Origin of the sequence: Indolivaga capnocytophagoides (assembly GCF_036511535.1) — a bacterium.
Taxonomy (GTDB): Bacteria; Bacteroidota; Bacteroidia; order Bacteroidales; family Dysgonomonadaceae; genus Dysgonomonas_A; species Dysgonomonas_A capnocytophagoides.
This window is the reverse complement of the sequence record NZ_AP028867.1, coordinates 1,750,605-1,775,267: the sequence shown is the minus strand read 5'-3', so window position 1 is coordinate 1,775,267 and position 24,663 is coordinate 1,750,605. Positions and strand designations below refer to the sequence as shown.

Sequence of the window (24,663 nt, the reverse complement as noted above, 5' to 3'; positions counted from 1 at the left end):
AATATGAAAAAAGTAATACTGGCTCTTGTCATATCTGTGGTTGTTTGCATGCAAATCCAAGCTCAAAAGGAGGCAAATAACTGGGCTTTCGGGCAAAATGTAGGTTTGACATGGAATACTACACAAAGTTTAACGGCAACAGGTTTGGCCGGAACTGCAAATGCTGTTCTGGACGGATTACCTACTTTTACCAGAACGTCTATTGTTACTCAGGAGGGCTGTTTCAGTCTTTCGGACAGCGATGGTAACCTTCTCTTTTATTCGGATGGTATGACTATCTGGGACAAAAATAATGCGGTAATGACAAATGGTACAGGATTAACCGGGCATAATTCTTCGGCTCAATCGGGTATTATCTTGCCATATCCGAATAGTCCGAATAAATACATGGCTGTATCGATCGGTATAAACTGGACAAACATGTTGTCATATACGGCTATAGATATGAGCCAGGCGGGTGGTTTAGGAGCTGTTATAGCCAGCGAAAAAAACATATTGCTATCAGGAGGGATGGGAGGAATCGGAGAAAGTGTTACATCCATCAGGCATGCTAATGGTACAGATTATTGGATTGTTGCTCCCGGACGTGGGGCGACATCCTATTTTAATGCTTGGTTAGCAACCTCTACGGGAGTTATCGCTACTCCGATTGTGACAACTTCTCCGGCATCTATAAATCATTCTTCGGCTTGTGGATACATCAAGTTTACTGCAGATGGAAAACATTTTGCTTGGGGGGGAAATAATGCGGAGTTTATATATGGAGATTTTGACAACAGTACAGGCGTTTTTTCGAATATCAAAAAAGTGTCGGGCTTGAAAAATACATATGGACTTGAGTTTTCTCCATCTATGAAATACCTTTATATAGGAGGTACTGCAGTATTATACGTTTTTGACTTTGAAGCTTTGTTAGCAGCAAGCAATCCGTCAACAGTAACCTATAAAACGTATAATTTGGGTATTGACCGCAATACACCTCAATTAGCACCCGACGGGCGTATTTATTTTTGTGCATATCAGAAAAGTTATCTTTATGTAATTGATAATCCGGATGAATATAATAACTTAAAGATATACCAGCTTCCGAATAGTTTCTTAGGTACGGGTTTATGTCGCATTGGACTTCCTTCTTTTGCCGCTTCATGGTTTTCAGCCAAGGCAACCGAAAAGTCATTTGTTTGTACCGGTAATGATTTTAGATACACTGTGGAGATAAATATGGTAGGTCCTTCTGCCGATCTTCCAACAAGGCTCGAATGGGATTTCGGAGACGGATCGGCAAAGGTTAACCAAAGCATAGTATCCGGAAATACAATTTATAAGCAGACTCACAATTATACGTCTACCGGTAAATATTCAATAAGTATAACTCCTTACAGAGCTGATGGCGTTGCTCTTTCCAAAACTACTATACCTGCTAATGTTATTGATTGTGTATTTAAAACAAACAGGATGATACGGATTGATTTACAAAATACAGCCACAAAAGAAGCCAACAGATAATATGAAAAAGCTAATATATATATTCGCACTGCTCTTTAGCCTGCAACTATCTGCTCAGATAGGTATCAATACCGATACACCACAATCTAGTTCTGTAGTTGATATCAATAGTCCGTCCAATGCCGATAAAGGATTGCTTATTCCGAGAATGACCACCGTCCAAAAGACTGCTATACTAAATCCGGCTCATAGTCTTTTGGTTTATGATACAGATAAAAAGTGTATTTCTCAGAACTTAGGAACAGAGGCTGTACCTCAATGGACTTGTTTGGCATTGTTTAATCGTAAGTTTTTTTATATGCCGTCTATTAATATCGAGACTGTGACTTTAGGCTCAGGAAGCAAAAATTTGTATGCTCAATATAAAGAGGAATATGGTACACCCAAGTATAAAAGTACGGGAGCTCCTGCTGCATTACCGTATTTTCCTGCTGCTACAGATTTGTATTATTACGTAACTTATCATAACCCATCACGTATAACTATCAATAGTATTGATGGGAATGGTATAATGAGTTATGTCACTACAACCAAAGCAAACTACGATGACTATATCAATATTGTATTTGTGGTAAAGTAAGTGAGCAAAAGAAAATTAATAAATCAATAAAAAAAAAACGGGCAGTTATAGTATGACTGTCCGTTTACTTTATTTGGATATTTTACCGATTCTGTTTTTATAGGACAACTCTCGAATATTGATTTTCCAAAGAGGAGAACTAACAACTATTAGTCCCCTTCTTTTTTGTTGAATCCAAAACAATCGCTATATTTGCCATCACAACAACTCTTTAACGCATAGTTGATGATTTATAATTTCACACATAAAAACTTTGAATCCGAGCTGAATTTTAACTATTCAGGTTTGGCTGTGTCGTGTGGAATATTAGAGAGAGAGAGAGAGAGAGAGAGAGAGAGAGAGAGAGAGAGAGAGACGCATCTAGCGTAATAATCAAACAAAAAATTCTATTGTGTCAAAATGACGGAGCATTTTTTTATGCTTCGGGTTTCGTCATGTCATTATCAAATTTACAAATTTTCACGTTTGTAAATCACGTCATATATATCAATTTTTTTACTGAAATCCGATTGTACAAGCTGTGCACAGCAGTTTTATTGTTGTTTTGTTGTCGTTCTGAATCTGCTTCAAGCATATACTTGTCCGACAGTCGGTTTCATTATGCAGTAGGGTGCAGCGAATGCACTTTACTGCTTTTGTGCGTTATCAATAATTATCTAAGAACAAACATAATAAATGGGTCTGGAACCCTAAACAACAACCGGGTCTGTGACCCTCAAACAAACAACGATGAAAAAGAAAATTTTGGCGATGTTATGCTTTATAGCTATGACATCTTTTTTGCATGCTCAGGTAGGCATCAATACCATAATACCCGATGCGAGTGCTGAACTTGATGTGGTAAGTCCCAACAACAATAAGGGGGTGCTTATTCCCCGAATGACTACAATTCAGAAAACATTAATAGCCAACCCCGCAGCCGGATTGATGGTGTATGATACATCGAAAAAATGTTTGTCGCAGAATGTCGGTACATCAGCTTCTCCCATCTGGATATGTCTGGCACAGAACGAAACACGCTTTTTCTATATGCCATCGGTAGCTATAGACGCATCAACGGTAGTAGCCGGCAAAACCCTCGACTTATACACCGAGTATAAAACTCAATTTGGAACCCCCGATGCCAAAAGTACAAGTGCACCTGCCGGCATACCTTACTTTCCGGCTGCAGGAGACCTGTATTATTACATCACTTATTTCGATCCTTCGATCATAAAAATAAATAGTGTGACCGATAGTGGTGTAGTAAATTATGATATACTCCGTCAGGCCGATTATCAGTCGTTTATGAATGTTGTGTTTGTCGTAAAATAAGGTCACAAACCTTTTTATATCCAAACTAGAAAGAAAAATAATGAGAAAAATAATATTACTGATAGTAACGATACTCGTATCGTCATTTATTATGCAGGGGCAAAGGTCGGCATATACATGGTACTTTGGTATTAAAGCCGGAATAGATTTTAAAACCACCAGATCATTTACTGCGTCGTCGGGTGCGGTGGTTACGGATGTTCCTATTCCGTTGACGGGTCCGATATCTACATACGAAGGATGTTTTACTTATTCCGATCGGATCACTGGTAACGTGATGATGTCGTCTGACGGCAGTACTGTATATAATAAAAATGGTGTAGCCATGCCCAATGGTACGGGCTTGTTAGGGAATCCCTCGTCAACCAGCTCGGGCATTGTAGTACCATGTCCGGGTGAGCGTAACCTCTTCTATATATTTACGGTATCGGCTGTTGGAGCAATTCGCAACGGTATCCGGTATTCCGTGGTAGATATGAGCCTCAATGGAGGATTGGGAGATATTATATCAGGTTGGAAAAATCTACAGGTTTCGCTTACCGGTACCGGCTATACCAATACCGATGTTGCCGAAAATATTTCTGTTGTGCAGCATGCCAACGGAGTTGATTATTGGCTGGTGTCTCGTATGCGTAAATCTGTTATAGTATGGGCTATTACAGCAGCTGGTGTGTCGGCTACTCCTTCGGTTTACAATACAACCTACGATGTTCTTTTAAGTCCTACGCCTCTAGGTGGAGGGATCGGTTATCTGAAATTTAATACCGATGGAACAAGGTTTGTCCATGTACAGCACCTTGCTTACAATAATGATCATTCGTGGTTTACCACCGGAGAGTTTAATCGGAGTACAGGGGTGGTGAGTAATATGAAAGTACGTGATATAGACACAGAATATGGTCCGGCTTATGCGATGGAGTTTTCGTCTAACAATGAGTACCTTTATGTGGCGACTATCGAAAGTGCTTCCGGTCGCAATGGATTATATGTGTCTAAATGGGATGATGTTGTAAATTTGTCAAAGACCCCCATTCCTACTACCAAATTACGGGAAAATGTCTCTTGTGTGCAATTAGGACCCGATGGGCGCATTTACGGAATAGACAAAGCTACAAGAAACCTTTATGTAGTGCTTAACCCCGATGATGGAGGTACGCAAAATGAGGTGCTGCCTAATTATCTTAACGCAGGTACTACCGGATATTTTGGTTTGCCTGTATTTGCCGTTTCGTTTTATAAAACATTACCTATTATATCTAAAATGCCTGTTTGTGTAGGTGTAGATAATATATATCGAGTGACTATTAATTTAGTCGGTGTTGCTAAGATATTGTCTCTCAACTGGGATTTTGGCGATGGTACGGTGGTTACACAAACATTGCCCGCCGGCAGTGCATCGGGTACATATCAGTATGCTCACAGGTTTAATAACAGCGGTACATATACGATAACTGTAACTCCCACTATTGATGATGGCAGCGGAGCGTTTACAGATCCCGACAAAATAAGTATGAAAGAAATAACCTCTTCGGACTGTCAGATCATGACAAACCCGATGATAAGAATAGATGTTAACAGATAATTTAAAAAGTATATGACAATGACTAAATATCTATATATAGCTATCTTGTGGGCTAGTGCAGCTATAGGATATGCGCAAATAGCGATCAATACGGATGTACCAGATCCGAGTGCCGAACTGACTATAGAATCGGTCAACAGAGGGGTAGTATTTCCAAGGATGACTACTCTTCAGAAAGAAGCTATAACCGCTCCGGCATCGGGTTTACTGGTGTATGATACTTCGAAAAAGTGTCTGTCTATGAATGCCGGAACACCTGCAATTCCGAATTGGATATGTGCTACGCAGAATACCACACGTTTTTTTTATATGCCATCAATAAATATTCCTACACCTGCATTGGGTGCAGTGGCCACTCCGCTCGATCTGTATGCCGAATATAAAAAGCAGTTCGGTACACCGATGTATAAAAGTCCTTCTGCTCCTGCCCAGATACCTCACTATTTGTCGGCTACTGCATTAGACTATTATATAACTCATTACGACAGCGATGTAATGAGTGTTACTAATATTGACAATACGGGTAAGGTATCTTATTTCATTCACCGTAAGTCCGATTTGGATACGTATATGAATGTGGTGTTTGTTGTAAAATAAAAATTACCGGTCTATAAATTAAGGAGGGGAATACAGGCAGTTGTAAATTCTTCTCCTTTTTGTAGATTTAGGATCTATTTATTCATGCGAATCAGTAGTTGAAAAACATTCTTTTATATTGTATTGTTTACGACGCGCAATCACAGATTGCGTGTATTCCTTTTGGGTCTTTGGCAAAATGAAATACAAAGCCGGGAGGCTGCGTTAGTAAATAGCAGAACCTGAAAGTACAATATAAAAGAACGTTTTTATCAATCAAACTCCTGATTGATATTATTCAATAAGTAAACGAATTGAATTTATGTTTTAGACTTGCTTACTAGTTAACATGTTAATTTATTAACTAGATGAATCACTTAAATATTTTCTGTTACTTATAATCTAATTGGAAAAAACTGAATTACTATTTTTCATATATTTGTAACAGAAACAAATAAGTAACAGAAAATATTTAAAATAGGTCTGAGTCCTTAAAATCGAAATTCTTTTATGTTAAACTTTATATTACTGCAATCTGCCGATAATTTAGATATTTCGGCATTAGATACCTTTCTGCATTCTGCTTTTACAAAAGCTGTCGATCTGGGCGAACGTATTGTACTGGCGGTAGTTATATTTTTTATAGGACGCTGGGTTATCAAATGGATTGAGAAATTGGTAGCTCGTATCATGCAGCGCAAACATGTCGAAGGGGCTGTTGTTTCCTTTACAAACAATATGGTAGATGCTCTGCTCAAAATTGTGCTGGGGCTTATCATTATCAGTGTTTTGGGGATAGAAACCACATCGTTTGCCGCTATCTTGGCCGCCGCAGGTTTGGCTGTGGGTATGGCTATGAAAGATAATTTATCTAACTTTGCCGGCGGAGTAATGATTTTGCTCAATAAGCCATTCAAAATGGGAGATAATATCAGTGCTCAGGGAATGGATGGTATAGTAAGAGAGATCGGGATATTATATACAGTATTACTTACCGGCGACAATCGTACTATATATTTGCCCAATGGCCCATTATCTACCGGAACGATAATCAATGTAACGGCTCAGCCTCGCAGGCGGCTCGATATTACATTGAATATTAATTATGGGAATAGTGCCGAAGAACTGAAATCGGTTCTGACAGAAGTGATAAGCCGTAATGATAAAGTGATGGAAACACCAACTCCATTTGTGGGTGTGACTGCAATCAATAACGGAAATTTTGATATTGTACTGAGAGTTTGGGTACTGACCGGAGATTATGGAACGGTTTCGGTGGATCTGAATGAAGCGATATATAAGATTTTTTCGGAAAAAGGTGTTTATACGTCTTCGACTCTTGCAGTCAAGATGGTTGAATAATTTTTTTCTTATTCTGACGTTTCATAAGTAGTCGATTTTATCTATAAAGAGAAAGAGTGCTTTGGGATCAGTCAGCAGTTATCAGTTAATATTATCGAAATCATATTGATAGATAAAAAAGGTGTCGTCCGAAAAAGTGCAATTTTAGAGTAACTTTTGTAACCTTTTAGGGAATAACGATGTTGGAATAAACGGGCAAAGCAGAGACTTGCCCCCACGGGCAGCACTAGTTTCGAGGGCAAAAGTGCCATCGGAAAAGCGAACACAAAGGCTGTTACTTTTGTTACCTTTTGGTTCGTTTGTATCACAAGACGGATCAGATGATTAGGGATATAGGGATTCATTAAAAAAACAACAATATAGTATATTATTTGAGCATGAGAAAGAATGTAATCTTTACTATTGTCTTTGCTGCGGTTATAGCCGGTTTGGTACAACTGCACAGTTACAGTCAGAAAGAAATGGCGAATGCCGTGTCAGAATTAACAATTACAAGTATTGACGGGATTGCCGATATAAGTTATCCGTTGGCAGTAGAAGAGCGCAACGATATTCCGTTTGTAAAACTGATCGATCCAGAAGTTCGTAAAAGTATTCCCGATTCGGTGGATGTCGAAATTTACCGTCCCGGCAAAATATTTTTGGCAAAAGGATTTAATGCAGATGATCCGGCACAGCTTAAAAATTTCTCTAATATAGTGATTAGCGGAAATGTAATAGATGGTTTCAATTCGGATAATCTGACCGATGATGCTGTTACGCAGATTTCGACCAGCGTAAAAGCATCCGTAGAACAGAATGCTGCACAGTCATCATTTCTTATTTCGGATTGGACGGATAAGCCTGCTGAGGAAATTAACGGGGCTAAAGTTCTCAGGTACGAATATAAACAAATCAATAGTGCAGACAGAATTACATGTATGGCTTTGACCTATCTTTTTAAAGGCAATAAGCAAGTAGAAGTATTGATGTCGGCTCAGGAAAAGGAATATGCAGAATGGGCGGCTATCAACGATAAGATCGTTTCTGGGATAGTGATCAAATGATTTTACTAACAAAGTCAATAAAAGGTATGAGACCTGAAAATTACTCACATATAATGAATAAAATAAAACAAGTTCTCCTTTTCGCCCTTTTGGCATTTCCTTTGGTTTATGTATCGGCGCAGAAAGATAAAAAAACGGAGATGCAGAATATTGATGTCCTTAATATCGGATCGTTAGCTTATCCCTCGGCTATCGAAGAACGAAGTGACATCCCTTTCAGATTATTGGTTGATGAACAATACCGTAAATTATTGGGAGATACCATAGATTATGAAAAATTCCGTCCTGCACTGATCTTTTTCGAAAAAGGATTTAAAGCACCGGCAGAGGGACAAAAGAAAATGACATTCGGATATATAACTGTAACCGTTATGACCGGACAATACCGTTTTCCGAAAGTATTGAGTGATGTGCAGAAAAAGAAACTGGAACAGAGTATCCGTCATGATGTGGATACAAATCTGGTTGGAACGGATTTTAAAGTAACCAAATGGAATTATTTTGATTTCGTCCGGATAAATGGCCTCTTTGCAATGCAGTATTCTTATCAACAGGAACTTAAGAAGAAAGATCCAACCGTAACGGCAGTCACCACCATGTACGATTCGGATGTTCAGCTGCAAATAACGTTGTCGGCTCCAAAGAAAGAGTATAACAAATGGCTGCCTTATTATAACACAATGGTACAATCGTTTGTCCGTTCGGTCAATATTGCCGATATCGCGACACTGCGCTATCCAACAACTATAGCCGAGCGTAAGGATATTCCATTCAAATATTTGGTAGACAAAGAGTTTAAACGGATTTTGGGCGATTCCACGGATTATGAGAAATTTCGTCCCGGATTGTTATTTCTCGATCGTGATTTTGAAATCGGAGATAGCACAGATGTTGCTCCTTTCGGAAGCTTGTCGTTGAATGTAATTCCTGAATTTAATAAGAGAGTATTAAATAAAGACTCTTTAAATCTTCGTATTCTAGAGCAGAATATTAAAGCTGGTGTACAGGTGAATATAGATTCTACGGCTTATAAAATTAGTCGCTGGGGAGATTTTTATCTTACTGAAACTAAAGGGTTACCCACATTAATATATTCCTATACCCAGCGAAAAGCCGAGGGTGAACCTTCGGATATTTACTCGGCCTGTATTTTTGATAAAACATTGCAGATACAACTGACTGCTTCGGCTCCCGAAAGTCAATCAGCAGAATGGAAATCACATTTCGAAGATATATTGTCGTCATATCATCGTTTACAACCAGTTGCCGGACGTGGTACCGTTATATATCCTTTGGAATTGGAGGAGCGGAGCGATATTCCGTTTGTTAAATTAGTCGATGCCGAATCGAAGAAGAAACTGGGTGATTCGATAAATTACGAGCAATTCCGTCCGGCATGCCTGTTCCTGAGAAAAGATTTTAATGAAAACGATTCGTTACAGCTTGCTGATTTTGGAAGTATTACTATATCGGATCGTACCGGAGACTTTGCACGTCTTAGCCATCCCGATTCTATCAGTACCGATTCGATAGAATTGAATATGAGGGCATCGGTTGAGCGCAATCTTAGCAATACCCGCTACAATCTGGTTAGCTGGGATTCGTTTGACGCAAAGTCTAAAAATGGCTGTCGGTATATTACTTATTCGTATACACAGCAGATAGAAGGCAATGAGCCTAAGCGGATTGTGTGTACTAATATTTATACAAATACCTCACAGACTCAGGTGATACTGACTGCATCTAATAGCGAATTTCTGTTTTGGAAGCCTCAATATGATGTTCTGACTGATTCGTTCAGACTGCAAGGCTGGCGGTAAAATGAAGTGAAAATAATGAACGAAGTAAAGTTTCAATACAATATAAAGGTCTGAATCCTTAAAAATAAGGCCGGCTCGAAAGTCGGCCTTATTATTCTATTGCATTATTATAGCTGACATAGTATTAGAGGTCTATATAACAAATCATATTCTTTCGGTTCTGAAATTCTGAAGTAAAAGATAATCACCTATTGCTTCTTTTAGAGATGAAGATAAGGGTGTATCTATTGCTTTAACTTCGAGAATACTCGTTTTTTCTTTTTCTTTGAATACTGCCGATTTGGAATCAAATTCGAGCGTCGCTGATTCGAATATCCGGTATTCTTTTCCGGCATCGTTGCTCATTGAACTGAATTCCAGTTTTGAGAGCATATCGTTTACTTTGTCGTATACCAGCCATTTATATAGTTGAGCCGGATCTTGTTCTGTAATACCGTTACGCTTGATTTCCACAATCGCCGTTTTATCGTTTTCAAAGTGAAAAAGCAACTTGTAATTAGGCCTTAACATAAAAAATAAGTAAAATATTTTTAGGTCTTTGGTTGATTGATTGTATATAACAGTTGATTGTTATATCTGATAGTCAATTTCTGACCTTAGTTGATCTGACATTAGTAACAGAAATTATCTAACAACGCATTCCGAAGAATAACCGACTGATTCTGTTATTTTGGGATGGTCAGTAAATACCTACTGAGACCTTTTATTATACAAAGGTATACTAAAAAATGTATATAATGATCTTTTTTCAAAATAAAAAAACAGAACAAGTATCTCATTCTAGTGAAGTGTGATATTTGTCCTGCTCTAATCTTTTTTCTTGACTTATCCCTTGCGTCGCAGCAGTGCCATTACCCATACAATAACAATGGATAGGAGTGCCGAGGCGATCAGCGAAGATATAAATTTGTCTTCTTCGAATGAGTAGTGTATCTGTCCGATAGCCCATACTCCTACGATAGAACCCAAAATACCCGCACAGATGTTGATAAGTATTCCGTAGCTTCTGCTTCGTGTAATTAAGGCCGCAATGATTCCGATTGCAATGCCTATTCCTATAGAAATATAGAGTACTGAATTCATGTGATGAAATAAATAAAATAATCCGAATATCAATAAAAGTGTTTATTTTCCTGCCTTATTCAAAAGTACACTTGGCTTTTTAAGTGATGCTTTAACGTTTAAGGACTGTTTGTTGCTCTGATAAGTTAACTCGTCAATACTGATATAGTCTGTAAATAGTATCTATGCAGCGGATATCTCCTTTTAATTAGGTTGTTAACTTGTGTTCAAAGATAGTACATCTTCACAGGACTTCAAGCATCTCTTGTTCTGTTTTTTTATTGTTTAACAAAATTTGCCCTTGATTTTCTGTCATTTTAATGTTAATTTATTAAGTTTACGTTCTGATTAATGATCTTTAAGTGTAAATATTTTATTGTAATTGCTAATTCGCTAACTATAAGAGTTTAAATATTGAGATAGATTGCTATATCAATGCCTTTTTTTAGTTTTGTGCCGGTGACGTAACGAATCCATTGGAGGATTAATGTACTGCTAAATTAGAAACTTGGTTTGTCAATGATTATATATGAGTCGGACGAAAAAGAAAATTTATACAATAATTAATCCTGTATCCGGAACCAGATCTAAAAAGGATATTCCGGAAATGACAGCTGCTATCGATCCGAGGGAATATGAGGTACATATCCTGATGACCGGCTACGAAGGGCATGCCACTCAGATAGCTAAAGATGCTGTACGTGATGGTGTTGACTGCGTGATAGCTGTCGGTGGAGACGGTACAATCAATGAAGTAGCCAAAGCATTGGTAAATACCGATGTTGTGTTGGGGATCATACCCAGCGGATCGGGTAATGGTCTTGCCCGGGATCTGAACATTCCCCTTAATTATACTAAAGCCTTGGAAATAATCAAGCAGGGAAATGTAGCTCGAATCGATTATGGTGTAGCTAACGGTCATATTTTTTTCTGTACATGTGGAGTCGGGTTCGATGCTCTGGTCAGCGAAAAAGTCTTGAATCAGTCGGCACGGGGTAAATTAATGTATGTGAAAAGCATGCTCGATGTATATGTCAATTTTAAGCCCGAATATTATAAAGTAACCACTCCCGACGGAAATTTCAGCGACACATCGTTTCTGATTACTTGTGCCAATGCCTCCCAATATGGTAATAATGGTTTTATTGCACCCGAAGCCGATATGCAGGATGGTAAGATGAATATTGCTATTCTGAGGTCGTTACCTCCAATGAATATTGCACAGACAGCCATTCAGCTGGTATCTAAAAATATAAGCAATAACTCCAATTTGCTGGAGATAGTTACTTCGGAAGCCCTTATTGAAAGGGAATCGGAAGGTGTGATGCACCTCGACGGTAATGCTATACATACTGATAAGGATATTTGTGTGAAAATTATCAGACAGGGCTTAAAAATATTGATTCCCGAAGAAGTTGAAAAACCTAAATTTGACCCTCAATCATTTCTGACTAATATTACACGCTGGATATAATTCGTGTATCCTCTTTATGGAATTCTCTCCTTATTTACCTCTATTTATATAAATGACGTTTCAGGCAGTTCGATTATTCATACTGTAGTACGATAGCGGGTTGCCATTGTAATGTTTAGTTAGTAATAAGCAGGTCTGTGACCTAAAAAGGCTAATAGGATGAAAATACAACACTTATTTTGTGCAACTATCGGCATTGTCTCGATGTTTGCATGTTCTACACAATCTAAGCACCGAGAGGTTTCAACGACCGATAATGTGTCTGTTTCCGAAATCATGTACTCTTCTGATTATGCGGAAGAATCAGCTATTGAAATAAGTTCCAGATCGGATATCCGACCGGGGTTGAAAAGACAGGTTGCGGCCAATCTGCTGACAGCAACAGAGATCAACGATTTTAAGAAGTGGGACGAATGGGAAGAGCTTTTACTTAAAGATTTTTCTTCGTACAAAAATGGATGGCGGATAATACCCGAAAATCGTTTTGTGGCGAGTGTGGCTGATTATAATCAACGTCCGGTTCCCGATGTTGAGACTAAATTGTATGACTCGAAAGGAAAACTTATCTGGAGTACCCGTACCGATAATACAGGTGTAGCCCAATTGTGGATGGGGATGTATAAAAACGTGAATAATCAGTCGGGGCGTATTTATCCACCTTACAGGATAGAGTTTACTTATGGAAATGAAAAAAAGGTGATCGAAAATGCTCAGCCGTATCCCCAGATGACTAATGTTGTGAGGATGTCGGTGAAGAGCCGTCTTTCCTCCAATGTAGACCTGTTTTTTATAATAGATGCCACAGGATCGATGAGTGATGAACTGAGGTATCTTCAGGCCGAACTGTACGATATAATCAAGCAGGTCAGAGTAAAGCAGTCTAATCTCGATATTCGTGTCGGAAGCCTTGTATACCGTGATTATGGAGATGATTACCTGACCCGGAAATCGTCTTTGGATCCGGATATAAATAAGACACTGGATTTTTTGAAAAAGCAGGCTGCCGATGGAGGAGGGGATACTCCCGAAGCTGTTGACGAGGCTCTTTATCAGGCTATTCAGTGCGAGAATTGGAGTAAAGAAGCATTGAGCCGCTTGGCTTTTCTTGTACTTGATGCTCCTCCTCATGATGATGATAAAAGCATCAGGCGTGTACATGAGCAGGTTACACTTGCTGCTATAAAAGGTATACGGCTGATTCCGTTGGTAGCCAGTGGTATGGATCAGAATGGCGAATACCTTATGCGTGCGATAGCTCTGGCGACAAATGGTACATACGTCGCTCTTACTGATGACAGCGGGATAGGTAACAGTCATGAAGTTCCTACAACTAATTACTACAAAGTAGAGAAACTCAACGATTTGCTTATACGTCTTATTGATGATTATACTCGTATACCGCAGACAATCGGATAAAGACTTGGTTTCTTTAATTGTATTGTGGGGTAGAGCTTTGCTTTACCCCTTTGTTTTTTACTATATGTGAGCTATTTTAGTCTTTTGTTTTGTCGTTAGCAGAAGTGCCTGACTTGGGGACGATTTGCTTTATCTGAAAAATAAATTATCTTTAAACGTCGTATTTTGAAGAGTCAGAACTTGTGATCAGTGTAGATATATCAAAATAATGGCATATAACAAACTATAATCAAAGCATCTGTAACCGGATATGATGAAACAACACCTGCTGAAAAGTATTCTGTCTGCATTTTTTGTGTTTATGGTATTGTCCGTCAGTGGGCAGCAAGTTGAAAGGTATAATATGTTGATTGACTTTAACCGTCAATTCAATTTTTATTATTTCGAACAGCTGAGAGCGTATATAATCAATAATGGAGATCGTCAGACGTATTGTCCCAGTTATAAAGATAATCCTCACCTGAGAATAGGCTCTTTATTGGTCGATATTTACTTAAATCCTACGAATAATGATGGTTCCGAGCCGTCCGAAAATGACTATAATGTGATGTATCTGTTGGAAGAGCAAGGTTCTAAATCTGTACATTATTACTTATACCTGAATCCCCGACGTGATGTTTTCCTTTATGATTTTGATAACCAATTTCAGGATACAGCAAAAAGAGAGGATGCTGTGGTTCATCTGGAGAAAATTATCGAAAAAATTCTTATCCGTTATGGTATAATTTGAAATGCTTGTTTTTTTTTTGGTTTGTTAACATATCAAAACGATCTTAAGATTGGCATTTATAAAAAGAATCCGCATCCGTTTATTCTATTTTAACAGTGTATTAAGGTTTATTTTGTGTAATATGTTGTTTTATAACATGAAATAAATTTTGTTTATAAGTGTATAGACAGGCATTTTTTTTCTATATTTGTTTCAGCGATAGTCAGGTATTTGTCAGTGATACCTCACTGTCAGAGCCAAATAGGGATGATCAACTTTAAGATATGAGAAAAATCTTGCAGATATTACCGGTGCAGTTTATACTACCCTTGTTTATCATTGGGGGGATAATAGCAGGCTTGGGCGCATATACTTTTTATATGTCGAGGGCTTACTCGTATCTGTCCGATAGTCCGGAGGCTTGTATCAACTGTCATATTATGACACCGTATTATGCGACTTGGGAGCATGGCTCGCACGCCAAGTGGACTAATTGCAACGACTGTCATGTTCCACACGATAATGTTATAGAAAAATATGCTTTCAAAGCTAAAGACGGATTATACCATGCTGCCGTTTTTACGATGAGAGGCGAACCTATGGGAATAAGAGCCAAAGAAGCCAGTTTAGGTGTGATTATGGACAACTGCATCAGATGCCACACCGAACTGAACACACAATTAGCAAAACCCGGAGCAAAATGCTATGCGGATGTGAAGGCAGGAAATGCCCAGGCATGTTGGGATTGCCATCGTGACGTCGCTCACGGAACGCAAAGTAATATCGCTGCAACACCCAATGCGTTGGCTCCGCTGCCAAAATCGCCGGTGCCGGATTGGCTGAAAAAACAAATGTCAAAAGAATAACTAAAAAACAATATCAGCTATGCTTACTAAACTATCAGAAGCTATAAGAAAGAAACCGATTATCGGCTGGGGATTATTCCTTGCAGTGATGGTGCTGGTGTTTCTGCTCGGTCTGTTTGCTGCATCTGTTACCGAACGGCGTGCAGAGATTGCCTCGATATTCAATAATAAGAAAGTCGAGATAAGCAGTGATACGATTGAAGCCCGAAATGAAATATGGGGGCTGAATTATCCTCGTGAGTATGAGACTTGGAAACATACTGCCGACATGGATTTCCGAAGCAAGCATCAGGGCAATATGGAAGACGATGTACTCGAAGATCGTCCCGATATGGTTGTTCTGTGGGCGGGATACGCATTTTCGAAAGACTATAAAGCTCCTCGCGGACACATGCACGCTTTGGAAGATTCGAGAAATACATTGCGTACGGGATGCCCTGTAAACGAAGGTGATGGTCCGCAGCCTGCAACCTGCTGGACTTGTAAAAGTCCCGATGTACCCCGTATGATGAATGAAATGGGTATTGAGAATTTTTACAAAGCAAAATGGGGTGACTTAGGTGCGGAGATAGTTAATCCGATTGGTTGTGCCGATTGTCATGATCCCAAAACAATGAATCTTACTATTACACGTCCTGCTCTGATCGAAGCATTCCAACGTCAGGGGAGGGATATAACTCAGGCAACTACTCAGGAGATGCGCTCGCTGGTGTGCGCTCAATGTCACGTCGAATACTATTTCAAGGGAGACGGCAAATACCTCACTTTCCCTTGGGACAAAGGTTTCAAGATGGAAGATATGGAGGCGTATTACGATAGTGTGCAATTCTCGGACTGGACTCATGCGCTGAGTAAGACACCTATGATAAAGGCTCAGCACCCCGATTATGAATTGTTTATGGCAGGACCTCATGCCCAGAGAGGGTTGTCGTGTGCCGATTGTCATATGCCTTACAAAGCCGAGGGGGGAATCAAATATTCGGATCATCAGATTATGAGCCCTCTGAAAAATATGTCTGGGACATGTCAGACATGCCATCGCGAAAGTGAAGAAAAACTGCGTAACTATGTTTATGAATATCAGGATAAAGCATTCGAGATCAGAGATCGTGTCGAAAACGAATTGGTAAGAGCTCATGTTATGGCAAAAGCTGCATGGGATAATGGTGCTACCGATGCCGAAATGAAAGCTGCCCTCGAAGATATACGCCACTCTCAATGGCGTTGGGATTTTGCTGCTGCTTCTCATGGAGGTTCTTTCCATGCTCCGGTCGAAACTCAACGGATTCTTACACATAGTCTCGATAAAGCATTACAGGCTCAGTTGAAGATTCAGAAAGTTTTATTCGCTCATGGAGTGACAAACGATATAGTGATGCCCGATATTGCGACAAAAGCAAAAGCTCAGGCGTATATCGGTCTGGATATGAAAAAAGAAAACGAAAATAAAGCCAAATGGATACAGACTGTTGTGCCCAAATGGCTTGAAAAAGCAAAAGCCAATAAGCGTTTAATCGCTGAAAGCTAATTGAAGGAGAACCACTCAAATGAACCTGATTCTGTCGGTGATGACAAATCAGGTTTTTTTTCAGTAAGTAAACAATAGTATGAATAATAAAACGAAAAGAACAATTTGGCAATTTCCGTGGCGTTATACTGAAAGTATAATGATGGTTATCGGACTTATTGTGGTTGGTTTTGCTTTACAACTCTTTGTTGGGAAGGTCGATTTTTTTCAGTTGGCTTATCCAGTCAACCTCATAATAGGGGGTAGTATTATTTTGTTTCTGCTGCTGTTTTCTTTTGCCCGTAATTCGCAATTTTATCAATGGTTTTCGGGCGTTCCTTTCTCTGTGTCTCTTATTGGAGGACTACTGATTCTAGGGATAGCGATGGGTTTGATTCCGCAGATGCAGAAGTTAGATCCGCATGCTCACGATATATGGACACTGTTGGGTCTGAGGCAGGTTACTTCGTGCTGGCCTTTTGTGCTGGTGTATTTTGTGACTTTACTTTCATTAGGGTCGCTTATTATTCGTCGGCTGATACGATTCGATTGGAGAGATTACGCATTTTATTTCAATCATATTGGTTTGTGGATATTATTATTTGCTTCGGGTTTGGGAGCCGCCGATCTCCGCCGTTATGTGATGTATGTGTACGAAGGAGAAACCGAATGGCGGGTTTATAATGATAATCAGGATATACTGGAACTGCCGATAGCTATTCAGCTAAATGATTTTGTGCTGGAAGAATATCCGCCGAAACTGGCTGTTATAGATCGTGAGTCGGGAGAAGCTCAACCCGAAGGCAGTCCCGACTATTTTCAGATAGACGAACGTTTTCCCGAAGGTCGTTTAGGAAAGTGGGATCTAAAAGTCGAAAAATACATTCATCAGGCAGTTCGTAACAGCGACAGTACTTATACTGAAGTGCCGATGCCGGGTGCAACACCCGCAGCTATGGTGAAGATAACGGATATTGAATCCGGCAAGAGTTTTTCGCATTGGGTCTGTGGCGGAAGTATAGCTCAATTGTATATGATGGCTCCACTGGATGAAACGTACGGATTGGTAATGACCCAGACCGAGCCCAAGCGATTTATGTCGGATATCGTGGTCTATACAGAGGATCAGCGAGTAGATAGCACTCAGCTTGAAGTAAATAAACCCTTGAAAGTCGGCAACTGGATGATATATCAGTTTGGATACGATAATGTGGCGGGAAAAGCCTCTACATACAGCAGTTTCGAATTAGTATATGATCCTTGGCTGCCTGCGGTATATGCCGGTATTGTTTTATTTGCATTAGGTTCTATTTGTCTGATGTGGTCGGGTAACAAGAAAAAGAAAGGAGGGACGAAATGACCTGGAACGAATATCTATACTTTGCAATTCCTTCCATAATATGTTGGTTAGGTGCAGGGGTTACGGGATACTTAACCGATAAAAAATGGATATCCAATACCTTGATGATATTAGGTACAATTATTTTCGGTGCATTTATCGTCGGTTTGTGGTTCGGACAGCAACGTCCGCCTTTACGCACAATTGGCGAAACACGTTTATGGTATTCGTTTTTCCTTGCTCTTATCGGGTTTATTACTTACCGTCATTGGAAATATACATGGATGCTGGCATTCTCGGCTATTGTGGCAACAGTGTTTGCTTGTGTGAATATTTTTAAGCCTGAAATACATTCTACAAACCTGATGCCTGCTTTGCAGAGTTATTGGTTTGTACCTCACGTTACGGTGTATATATTGTCGTATGCGATGTTCGGTGCATCCGTTATTGCGGCGTTTATTCAATTATCGAAGTTGGGTAAAGGGCAGGAAGATGAGCCTCTCAATCAGTTTATTGACAATATTGTGTATGTCGGATTCGGATTTCTGATACTTGGAATGTTGATGGGTGCTGTTTGGGCGAAGGATGCTTGGGGGCATTACTGGTCCTGGGATCCGAAAGAAACCTGGGCATTTATCACCGGTGCTGCTTACTTGGTATTCATCCATATGAGATTGCAGCAGTATCATAAGCGATTTGTGCTTTGGATGCTGCCTGTAGCCTTTATCCTGCTGATGATTACATGGATAGGTGTCAATTATCTGCCTGCTGCACAAGGTAGTATTCATGTATATTCGAATTAAGGTTGCAGATCTTTTCTTGATTCGGTAATATTGATCAACGAAATTATATATTAAGCAGAAAAAAGGAGGTTTTCTCACAATGAGACAGCCTCTTTTTTATTGGTTTATGATAATACTGAAATCCATCGTAAAGCCGAAAAGTTTGTTGCGGTGTATTGTGTAATCGGTTATTCCTGCATCTTTTAGCAGATTTTTTATTTGTTTGATGGATAGTAAGTACATATAATCTCCTTTAGCCCATTTCTTTGGAGTGAATCCTATGATATAGTCAAATAGATTTTTCGGGAGCCAGTGCAGAAAAGGTATGCGAGTATGCAGCTCGATCGGGAAATATCTGTTTGGTGTAGTCAGATAGATACGTTGACAGGTACGGCTGATTTCGAGCAGGAATAATAATTGGGAATTTTCGTTGCCTACATGTTCTATTACGGCGTTAGACCACCCTATGTCGAATTGCTTGTCCCGAAAAGGATATTGATTACCCTCGTAAATAACAGTTTTCACCATTGGATACCGTTGCTTGAAAAGGTTATCGGCATCTACTCCCAATGCTGTGATATTTTGAGGATGTGGATAGTTTCGTTCCAAAAAGTTATCCACCGGAGAATGTTCTTCGTTATTGAATCCGACATCCAGAATGGAATTTTCTGCAGTTGGTTTGAAAACTTTCAGGAATAGTTCGTATTTGCGTGTTCGGTTCTTTCTGCTGATATAGTTAGATATCATTCGTGTTGGTTGTATCGTTAATGTTGTTGCAAATATAATGTTTATGGAGAGATGAAGTGTGTTTCTCGAAATGATTTTCTTGATGTTAATAACTTGTTGAAAACGTGTTAATATTAAATCATACACTGTTAATAATCTCGGTTATTTGGTTAATTGTTTGTTCAACAAATATATAACTTAATATTTATTAGGCAAATGTAAAGGGGGGATAACTGGGGGGATATAAAAAAGTAAAAGAGGTTGAGGGGATCAACCTCTTTTTGCATCTCTGGAGATACACAATTTGTTGTGTGAAGAGTATGTATTTCCTTGATGCGAGTAATTCTAATATATATATAACAATGCTATTTGTATAATGTTTATTTATAATAATACACTGGCTAATTCCGATAAACGGCTGCGTTCACCTTTCAATAGATTGACGTGTGCAAACAAGTCTTGACCCGACATTTTGTCTATCATGTAGGCCAGTCCGTTCGATTGGGTATCTAGATACGGAGAATCGATCTGCTGAAGGTCTCCCGTAAATACCATCTTCGTATTTTCGCCTGCACGAGTGATAATTGTTTTTATTTCGTGCGGAGTGAGGTTTTGCGCTTCGTCAACAATACAAAATGTTTCGGAAAGGCTTCGTCCTCTGATGTATGCCAAAGCTTCTATTTCTAGTTTTTTAGAAGTCTGTAATTCTTCGATACGTTTGACTTCTGCTCCTCCAAAATTAAGATGGCTTTTTATTACAACCAGATTATCGAATAAAGGCTGCATATACGGTGCTATCTTTTGTTTTTCATCTCCGGGGAGATATCCGAGGTCTTTGTTGCTGAGTGCAACTATCGGACGGGCAAGAAGTATTTGTCCATAATCTTCGTTCTGCTTCAAAGCGGCTGCCAGAGCCAGTAGTGTTTTCCCTGTTCCTGCCTTTCCAGTCAAAGCTATCAGTTTGACATTGGGGTCGGTGAGGACTTCAAAAGCAAAAGCTTGCTCTGCATTACGAGGCTGTATACCGAAGCAGACTTGCTTTTCGACTTTACGGATACGTCCGTTGAATGAATCATAGCGCGCAAGGGCACTCTTTTTGCCATTCTTCATTACGAAACAATCATTCGGATTTAACGGCGATTCCAGTTCAATCTCATCAAATGGTATTCCGGTCGGATCGTTATATAGGCGATCTATAACAGTAGCGTCAAATCCTGATAAGGTTTGGTGATGCTCTCCGAATAGCGATAGGTCGGTTACTTTGTCGTTGATATAGTCTTCGGCAAGTAATCCGATGGAACGGGCTTTCATTCTCAGGTTGATATCCTTCGTAATGAGGATGGTCTTTGTTTTTGGATTACGTTCTGTAATTTCGAGTGTCACAGCTAAAATCCGATGATCGGGTATCTTTTCGGGAAATACTTCCATTATCCGATCCTGAGCTTTGATACTGGTTTCTACATACAATCGTCCCATTCCACTACCTATGGCCGCCCCTTTTGTAAAAAGATCGTCGTCGGTGATAGAATCCAATTGGCGGAGAAATTCACGCGCATTGTAATTGATTTGGTCGTTGCCTTTTTTAAACTTGTCAAGTTCTTCGAGAACCACAATCGGAATGTAGATGTCATTCTCTTCAAAATTGTCCAAGCATCTGAAATCGTGCAAAATAACATTCGTATCTAAAACGAAATTCTTCTTTTTACTTTTCCCCATAATCAGATTCTATTTATTCATGCTGTGCATGTTTGTGATTGTCTTTGCGTAAAAGCCTTTTATGACTTTCTATAATGCTGTATAAAGATGTACTCCGACTTGTATTTGCATATAATCATAGGCGGTTGATTTTGTTAATCTTTGTCTTATAAACACTTGATAGTAGTGGTTTCGTTCACTGATAGAGCTCTTTTTTTTGATAGATTTTTCTAATAAGACATTTATCTATTGATAACCAGATTGTTTAATTATTTATAATTATATATGGATACTGTTGGTTGTCTCATTTTTAGATAACAAAGCCCCCAACTTATAAAAGGTTTGGGACTTTGCTCTACGGACTATTTGCTGTGTCTGTTATTTTAGTTATTGATTATATGATACAATCTGTACAGAGGTTATTATTTATTGTACACAGATGTACATGTTATCTGTTTTGAATATTCAGATACATCATTATAGCAAATCAACTCTTGTTAATTCTGAGGAAAACAACAACACTATAAACATTATTTTACAATTTACTATCATAATTTCACATATAATCTGTGTACAAATAAATAAGTAAACACAGGTGAATGTATTAAAACCAACAATTAAAGTCTTATTTGTGATAAGTAGTTATATCTTTGATATGTAATTATCGAATATTCGGTTTATGTTATGAAACTTTATATCAAAAATATGGTTTGTCCGCGCTGCATAATGGCAGTGGAAAATATTCTCAACCGACAGGGTATTCAGCCTTTAGATGTCAGGTTGGGGGAAGTTATAGTGGCTAAAGATTTGGATGATGCTGATATTCAGTCTTTCAGATCGGCTTTGGAGTCGGTCGGTTTCGAATTACTCGATGACAATCAGCAACAGTTGATTGAACAAATAAAAACCACTATCATCAATCATATTCATTTTTCGGGAGAAAACGGATTTAATATATCCGAAATCCTCACCAATGATTTACATAAAGATTATTCGTTGCTAAGTAAGCTGTTTTCATCTACCGAAGGTATTACTATAGAGCATTATACTATTTTGCAAAAAATAGAAAAAGCAAAAGAATTACTGACATACAATAAGCAGACGCTTAGTGAAATAGCTTTTGCTCTTGGGTACAGCAGCGTATCTCATCTATCATCGCAATTTAAAAAGGTTACCGGATTGACTCCGACTCAATTCAAGGCTCAGGGTGTTGATTTACGAAAAAGTCTCGATCGGTTGTGAATAGAGAAGCTGCTCTATTAGACGAGCAGCTTCTGAAACACTTTTTGATTTTCACTTCAAGACACTAATAAAAGTATCTTTCTTTTCGGCTTTTGTTATTTGAGCTGTATCTATTTTTAGTTGTTCTGCAACATATTTTTTTACATCAGACAATCCTATTATAGCTGAGTCTTTGTAAGTAAGACTGATTCCTGTAGTATCGTTTTTTTCGAATTCTATTTTATCACCTTTAAGTGTGTATTTGGCAAGATCGAAAACTTTATCTCCATATTTTTCTTGTGCCTTACCATCTTTGAAACTGTATGTGATGCCTCCTTCGGGGTTCATTTTTACAATAAAGTCAGACACTTGTTTTTGAATGTCCGAATCTTTAGCTTCCACATTGGCTTCGGTCTTAGACACCTTCCATAGTGTACCATTTAATTTATCTGCATTGTTGTTTCCTCCGTTGTTGTCATCGTCATTGTCACAAGAGGTAAATGATACGCCTAGAACGGCGGAAAAGAGGAATAAGCTCAAAAAACTTTTCAGTTTCATAATTAATAAATTTAAAATTGTTAGTTAGTTATTGTTTACTACAAGACATACCTCACCCATGTCTTAACTATAGATTTTGGTTATATACCAATAAGAATAGTAAGGCTTTGATCTTGTATTGAACACAATTGTGTGAAAGAAATTGTTTAAGTGCCTTAAGGTACTATACCCGGGGTATTTCTTTGTTCTTTATATAAGAGACCCAAATAGGGTATATGTTGCAAAGTAAATGTTTAAGAAAAGTTAATAGTATTCTATATTATTCGAAAGGTGTTGATATGCTATGTTTTACAGCGTTTATTTTTTTGATAAATAAGTTGTCAAAAAGAAACCGCTTCCGTATTTTCTATAAAGTAAATTGCGGAAGCGGTTATTTATTGATTGAAAAAGGTACGATTAGTACCAGAAAATCACATCGGCTCTTCTTTCAAAATTCTTTTGATTGAAGTAGAATAAGCGGGCTTTTCCTATATCCGAATTGCCTTTCGACTTTAGTATATATCCTTTAGATAATACCTTACGTTCGAAATTTCTGGCATCCAGATCTTTCTGAAAAACCATTTCGTACAGATTTTTGAGTTCATCTATCGTGAAATAGTCCGGTAGGATATCTCTTTCGATAGGTCTGTTGTATCCGTATTTTCTGATTTCGGTAAAAGCTGCTTGCGCTATATGGCGGTCATCGCCAAAGAGTGTAGGTAGTTCTTTCAATGAAAACCAACGAGTTTCCATGTTAGGATCGGTATTTAAGGCTACTTTCGACATATCCGCCAAAGCGTAATATCCTAAAGTAACTAAACGTTTAGCCGACTCAGTTGTTTCTACTCCATGCAAGTTGAGGATTGTGTTGATCTCACAGGATGTAAGCCTGCCGTTATCCCCGAATAAGCGGAACTGTTGCAGGTTTACACCTTGCAACCCGTTATGAACCTTTAGGACACGGTAAGCCGCGTCTTCGGGTGATTCAGTTTTCATTACTAAGCTTGTGGGGAGCATCCATTTCGCAGAGTCGCTGAATTTTGTCAACAATACTCTGGGGCTTCTTTCATGAAAGCCTGCAATTACGCATGTGACTGATAATCCTTTCTGATAGCAGTCAACATCTACCGACAAGATATTCTTATCAGTAGAAAAAGTTAAATTTTTCATTTTTTTTGTTGTCGTTTCTTAATCCGAATACATAATAACAGAATAGTATAACTGACAGGATATCAGTGTTACGTGAGAAATACGCATGGGAAATACTTCAACTCTACTGTGTATTCAAATTACTTGTTAATATATAATATACCTTACGGACTTCGAAAAACTAAAAATATATATACCAATTTATAAGTCCGCTTGTGGGTAAAGATAACAATAAATTGTGTTTTTAGCCTAAAGTAGCTTGCTAATTTCTATTCGAACAGGGCTTTGTTGTGTGTAAACTTTATCCATAATTATGTAATAGCCGGAATCTTTCGGTATGTTATCTTTGTTATAGCTAAGTGACAGCAAGTATTTAATGATATATTTTTAGTTT

22 protein-coding genes are annotated in these 24,663 nt (G+C 38.6%); 16 read left to right on the top strand and 6 right to left on the bottom strand.

The genetic code is table 11. The features are described 5' to 3' along the window. The first annotated feature begins 3 nt into the window (after window positions 1-3). From AABJ51_RS07265 to AABJ51_RS07230, 8 genes are all read left to right on the top strand, one after another. Window positions 4-1,506, top strand: coding sequence for a hypothetical protein (locus AABJ51_RS07265; protein WP_026627742.1), 1,503 nt, complete (start codon window positions 4-6; stop codon window positions 1,504-1,506). Window position 1,507: 1 nt separating this feature from the next. Next, window positions 1,508-2,086 carry a phage tail-like protein gene (locus tag AABJ51_RS07260; protein WP_338375092.1) on the top strand — a complete coding sequence of 193 codons (579 nt, stop codon included), beginning with the start codon at window positions 1,508-1,510 and terminating at the stop codon, window positions 2,084-2,086. Window positions 2,087-2,815: 729 nt separating this feature from the next. Beyond that, complete coding sequence (locus AABJ51_RS07255; protein ID WP_338375089.1) at window positions 2,816-3,400, top strand: phage tail-like protein; 585 nt, start codon at window positions 2,816-2,818, stop codon at window positions 3,398-3,400. 40 nt (window positions 3,401-3,440) lie between these two features. Continuing rightward, complete coding sequence (locus AABJ51_RS07250; RefSeq protein WP_338375085.1) at window positions 3,441-4,982, top strand: PKD domain-containing protein; 1,542 nt, start codon at window positions 3,441-3,443, stop codon at window positions 4,980-4,982. A gap of 18 nt (window positions 4,983-5,000) precedes the next feature. After that, entirely contained in the window at window positions 5,001-5,579 is a 579-nt protein-coding gene (locus AABJ51_RS07245; RefSeq protein ID WP_338375082.1) for a phage tail-like protein, read from the top strand. Between the two features lie 489 nt (window positions 5,580-6,068). After that, window positions 6,069-6,920, top strand: coding sequence for a mechanosensitive ion channel family protein (locus tag AABJ51_RS07240; RefSeq protein WP_338375079.1), 852 nt, complete (start codon window positions 6,069-6,071; stop codon window positions 6,918-6,920). Window positions 6,921-7,297: 377 nt separating this feature from the next. Beyond that, window positions 7,298-7,966, top strand: coding sequence for a hypothetical protein (locus AABJ51_RS07235; RefSeq protein WP_338375077.1), 669 nt, complete (start codon window positions 7,298-7,300; stop codon window positions 7,964-7,966). A 53-nt stretch (window positions 7,967-8,019) separates the two neighbouring features. Beyond that, window positions 8,020-9,786 carry a hypothetical protein gene (locus AABJ51_RS07230; protein ID WP_338375075.1) on the top strand — a complete coding sequence of 589 codons (1,767 nt, stop codon included), beginning with the start codon at window positions 8,020-8,022 and terminating at the stop codon, window positions 9,784-9,786. A gap of 144 nt (window positions 9,787-9,930) precedes the next feature. Here the strand turns inward: AABJ51_RS07230 and AABJ51_RS07225 are convergent, their stop codons facing one another. Further along, the gene (locus tag AABJ51_RS07225) at window positions 9,931-10,239 is read right to left on the bottom strand and encodes a hypothetical protein (RefSeq protein ID WP_338375072.1); all 309 of its coding nucleotides are present in this window, start codon (window positions 10,237-10,239) and stop codon (window positions 9,931-9,933) included. 372 nt (window positions 10,240-10,611) lie between these two features. Continuing rightward, on the bottom strand, window positions 10,612-10,869 hold the full coding sequence (locus tag AABJ51_RS07220; protein WP_338375070.1) for a hypothetical protein: 258 nt from the start codon (window positions 10,867-10,869) through the stop codon (window positions 10,612-10,614). A gap of 508 nt (window positions 10,870-11,377) precedes the next feature. Between AABJ51_RS07220 and AABJ51_RS07215 the strand changes: the two genes are divergently transcribed. The 7 genes from AABJ51_RS07215 to ccsA all read left to right on the top strand — a co-directional run bounded on the left by AABJ51_RS07215 (window position 11,378) and on the right by ccsA (window position 18,962). Continuing rightward, a complete protein-coding gene (locus AABJ51_RS07215) occupies window positions 11,378-12,322 on the top strand; it encodes a diacylglycerol/lipid kinase family protein (protein WP_026627735.1) in 945 nt (314 codons plus the stop codon). A gap of 159 nt (window positions 12,323-12,481) precedes the next feature. Beyond that, entirely contained in the window at window positions 12,482-13,738 is a 1,257-nt protein-coding gene (locus AABJ51_RS07210; protein WP_338375066.1) for a VWA domain-containing protein, read from the top strand. Window positions 13,739-13,988: 250 nt separating this feature from the next. Continuing rightward, on the top strand, window positions 13,989-14,468 hold the full coding sequence (locus AABJ51_RS07205) for a hypothetical protein (RefSeq protein WP_338375063.1): 480 nt from the start codon (window positions 13,989-13,991) through the stop codon (window positions 14,466-14,468). 263 nt (window positions 14,469-14,731) lie between these two features. Next, window positions 14,732-15,313, top strand: a complete 582-nt coding sequence (nrfH, locus tag AABJ51_RS07200; RefSeq protein ID WP_026627733.1) for a cytochrome c nitrite reductase small subunit — start codon at window positions 14,732-14,734, stop codon at window positions 15,311-15,313. 19 nt (window positions 15,314-15,332) lie between these two features. Further along, window positions 15,333-16,841: an ammonia-forming cytochrome c nitrite reductase gene (gene nrfA, locus AABJ51_RS07195; protein ID WP_338375060.1), complete on the top strand. Its 1,509-nt coding sequence runs from the start codon at window positions 15,333-15,335 to the stop codon at window positions 16,839-16,841. Window positions 16,842-16,920: 79 nt separating this feature from the next. Beyond that, window positions 16,921-18,180 (top strand): cytochrome c biogenesis ResB family protein, encoded by a 1,260-nt coding sequence (locus AABJ51_RS07190; protein WP_338375057.1) that lies wholly within the window; start codon window positions 16,921-16,923, stop codon window positions 18,178-18,180. Then, window positions 18,177-18,962, top strand: coding sequence for a cytochrome c biogenesis protein CcsA (ccsA, locus tag AABJ51_RS07185; protein ID WP_026627731.1), 786 nt, complete (start codon window positions 18,177-18,179; stop codon window positions 18,960-18,962). The genes AABJ51_RS07190 and ccsA overlap by 4 nt, the downstream gene beginning before the upstream one ends. Window positions 18,963-19,058: 96 nt before the next feature. Here ccsA and AABJ51_RS07180 read toward each other — a convergent pair whose 3' ends face one another. Next, complete coding sequence (locus AABJ51_RS07180) at window positions 19,059-19,688, bottom strand: methyltransferase domain-containing protein (RefSeq protein WP_338375054.1); 630 nt, start codon at window positions 19,686-19,688, stop codon at window positions 19,059-19,061. A 363-nt stretch (window positions 19,689-20,051) separates the two neighbouring features. Then, complete coding sequence (locus tag AABJ51_RS07175; protein ID WP_338375051.1) at window positions 20,052-21,383, bottom strand: PhoH family protein; 1,332 nt, start codon at window positions 21,381-21,383, stop codon at window positions 20,052-20,054. Window positions 21,384-22,046: 663 nt separating this feature from the next. Here AABJ51_RS07175 and AABJ51_RS07170 point away from each other — a divergent pair. After that, window positions 22,047-22,604, top strand: a complete 558-nt coding sequence (locus AABJ51_RS07170) for an AraC family transcriptional regulator (RefSeq protein ID WP_134436421.1) — start codon at window positions 22,047-22,049, stop codon at window positions 22,602-22,604. A gap of 51 nt (window positions 22,605-22,655) precedes the next feature. Here AABJ51_RS07170 and AABJ51_RS07165 read toward each other — a convergent pair whose 3' ends face one another. Continuing rightward, the gene (locus AABJ51_RS07165; RefSeq protein WP_026627727.1) at window positions 22,656-23,141 is read right to left on the bottom strand and encodes a hypothetical protein; all 486 of its coding nucleotides are present in this window, start codon (window positions 23,139-23,141) and stop codon (window positions 22,656-22,658) included. A gap of 396 nt (window positions 23,142-23,537) precedes the next feature. Next, window positions 23,538-24,290, bottom strand: coding sequence for an NrtR DNA-binding winged helix domain-containing protein (locus AABJ51_RS07160; RefSeq protein WP_338375045.1), 753 nt, complete (start codon window positions 24,288-24,290; stop codon window positions 23,538-23,540). Between the last annotated feature and the right edge of the window lie 373 nt (window positions 24,291-24,663).

Excerpts from the sequence above, each read along its gene's own strand:
- AABJ51_RS07180 (WP_338375054.1), bottom strand. The coding sequence starts at position 19,688 with ATGATATCTAACTATATCAGCAGAAAGAACCGAACACGCAAATACGAA.
- AABJ51_RS07205 (WP_338375063.1), top strand. The coding sequence starts at position 13,989 with ATGATGAAACAACACCTGCTGAAAAGTATTCTGTCTGCATTTTTTGTG.
- AABJ51_RS07240 (WP_338375079.1), top strand. The coding sequence starts at position 6,069 with ATGTTAAACTTTATATTACTGCAATCTGCCGATAATTTAGATATTTCG.
- AABJ51_RS07215 (WP_026627735.1), top strand. The coding sequence starts at position 11,378 with ATGAGTCGGACGAAAAAGAAAATTTATACAATAATTAATCCTGTATCC.
- nrfH (WP_026627733.1), top strand. The coding sequence starts at position 14,732 with ATGAGAAAAATCTTGCAGATATTACCGGTGCAGTTTATACTACCCTTG.
- AABJ51_RS07255 (WP_338375089.1), top strand. The coding sequence starts at position 2,816 with ATGAAAAAGAAAATTTTGGCGATGTTATGCTTTATAGCTATGACATCT.
- AABJ51_RS07235 (WP_338375077.1), top strand. The coding sequence starts at position 7,298 with ATGAGAAAGAATGTAATCTTTACTATTGTCTTTGCTGCGGTTATAGCC.
- ccsA (WP_026627731.1), top strand. The coding sequence starts at position 18,177 with ATGACCTGGAACGAATATCTATACTTTGCAATTCCTTCCATAATATGT.
- AABJ51_RS07230 (WP_338375075.1), top strand. The coding sequence starts at position 8,020 with ATGAATAAAATAAAACAAGTTCTCCTTTTCGCCCTTTTGGCATTTCCT.
- AABJ51_RS07220 (WP_338375070.1), bottom strand. The coding sequence starts at position 10,869 with ATGAATTCAGTACTCTATATTTCTATAGGAATAGGCATTGCAATCGGA.
- AABJ51_RS07210 (WP_338375066.1), top strand. The coding sequence starts at position 12,482 with ATGAAAATACAACACTTATTTTGTGCAACTATCGGCATTGTCTCGATG.
- AABJ51_RS07245 (WP_338375082.1), top strand. The coding sequence starts at position 5,001 with ATGACTAAATATCTATATATAGCTATCTTGTGGGCTAGTGCAGCTATA.
- AABJ51_RS07160 (WP_338375045.1), bottom strand. The coding sequence starts at position 24,290 with ATGAAAAATTTAACTTTTTCTACTGATAAGAATATCTTGTCGGTAGAT.
- AABJ51_RS07165 (WP_026627727.1), bottom strand. The coding sequence starts at position 23,141 with ATGAAACTGAAAAGTTTTTTGAGCTTATTCCTCTTTTCCGCCGTTCTA.
- AABJ51_RS07260 (WP_338375092.1), top strand. The coding sequence starts at position 1,508 with ATGAAAAAGCTAATATATATATTCGCACTGCTCTTTAGCCTGCAACTA.
- nrfA (WP_338375060.1), top strand. The coding sequence starts at position 15,333 with ATGCTTACTAAACTATCAGAAGCTATAAGAAAGAAACCGATTATCGGC.
- AABJ51_RS07250 (WP_338375085.1), top strand. The coding sequence starts at position 3,441 with ATGAGAAAAATAATATTACTGATAGTAACGATACTCGTATCGTCATTT.
- AABJ51_RS07170 (WP_134436421.1), top strand. The coding sequence starts at position 22,047 with ATGAAACTTTATATCAAAAATATGGTTTGTCCGCGCTGCATAATGGCA.
- AABJ51_RS07190 (WP_338375057.1), top strand. The coding sequence starts at position 16,921 with ATGAATAATAAAACGAAAAGAACAATTTGGCAATTTCCGTGGCGTTAT.
- AABJ51_RS07175 (WP_338375051.1), bottom strand. The coding sequence starts at position 21,383 with ATGGGGAAAAGTAAAAAGAAGAATTTCGTTTTAGATACGAATGTTATT.
- AABJ51_RS07265 (WP_026627742.1), top strand. The coding sequence starts at position 4 with ATGAAAAAAGTAATACTGGCTCTTGTCATATCTGTGGTTGTTTGCATG.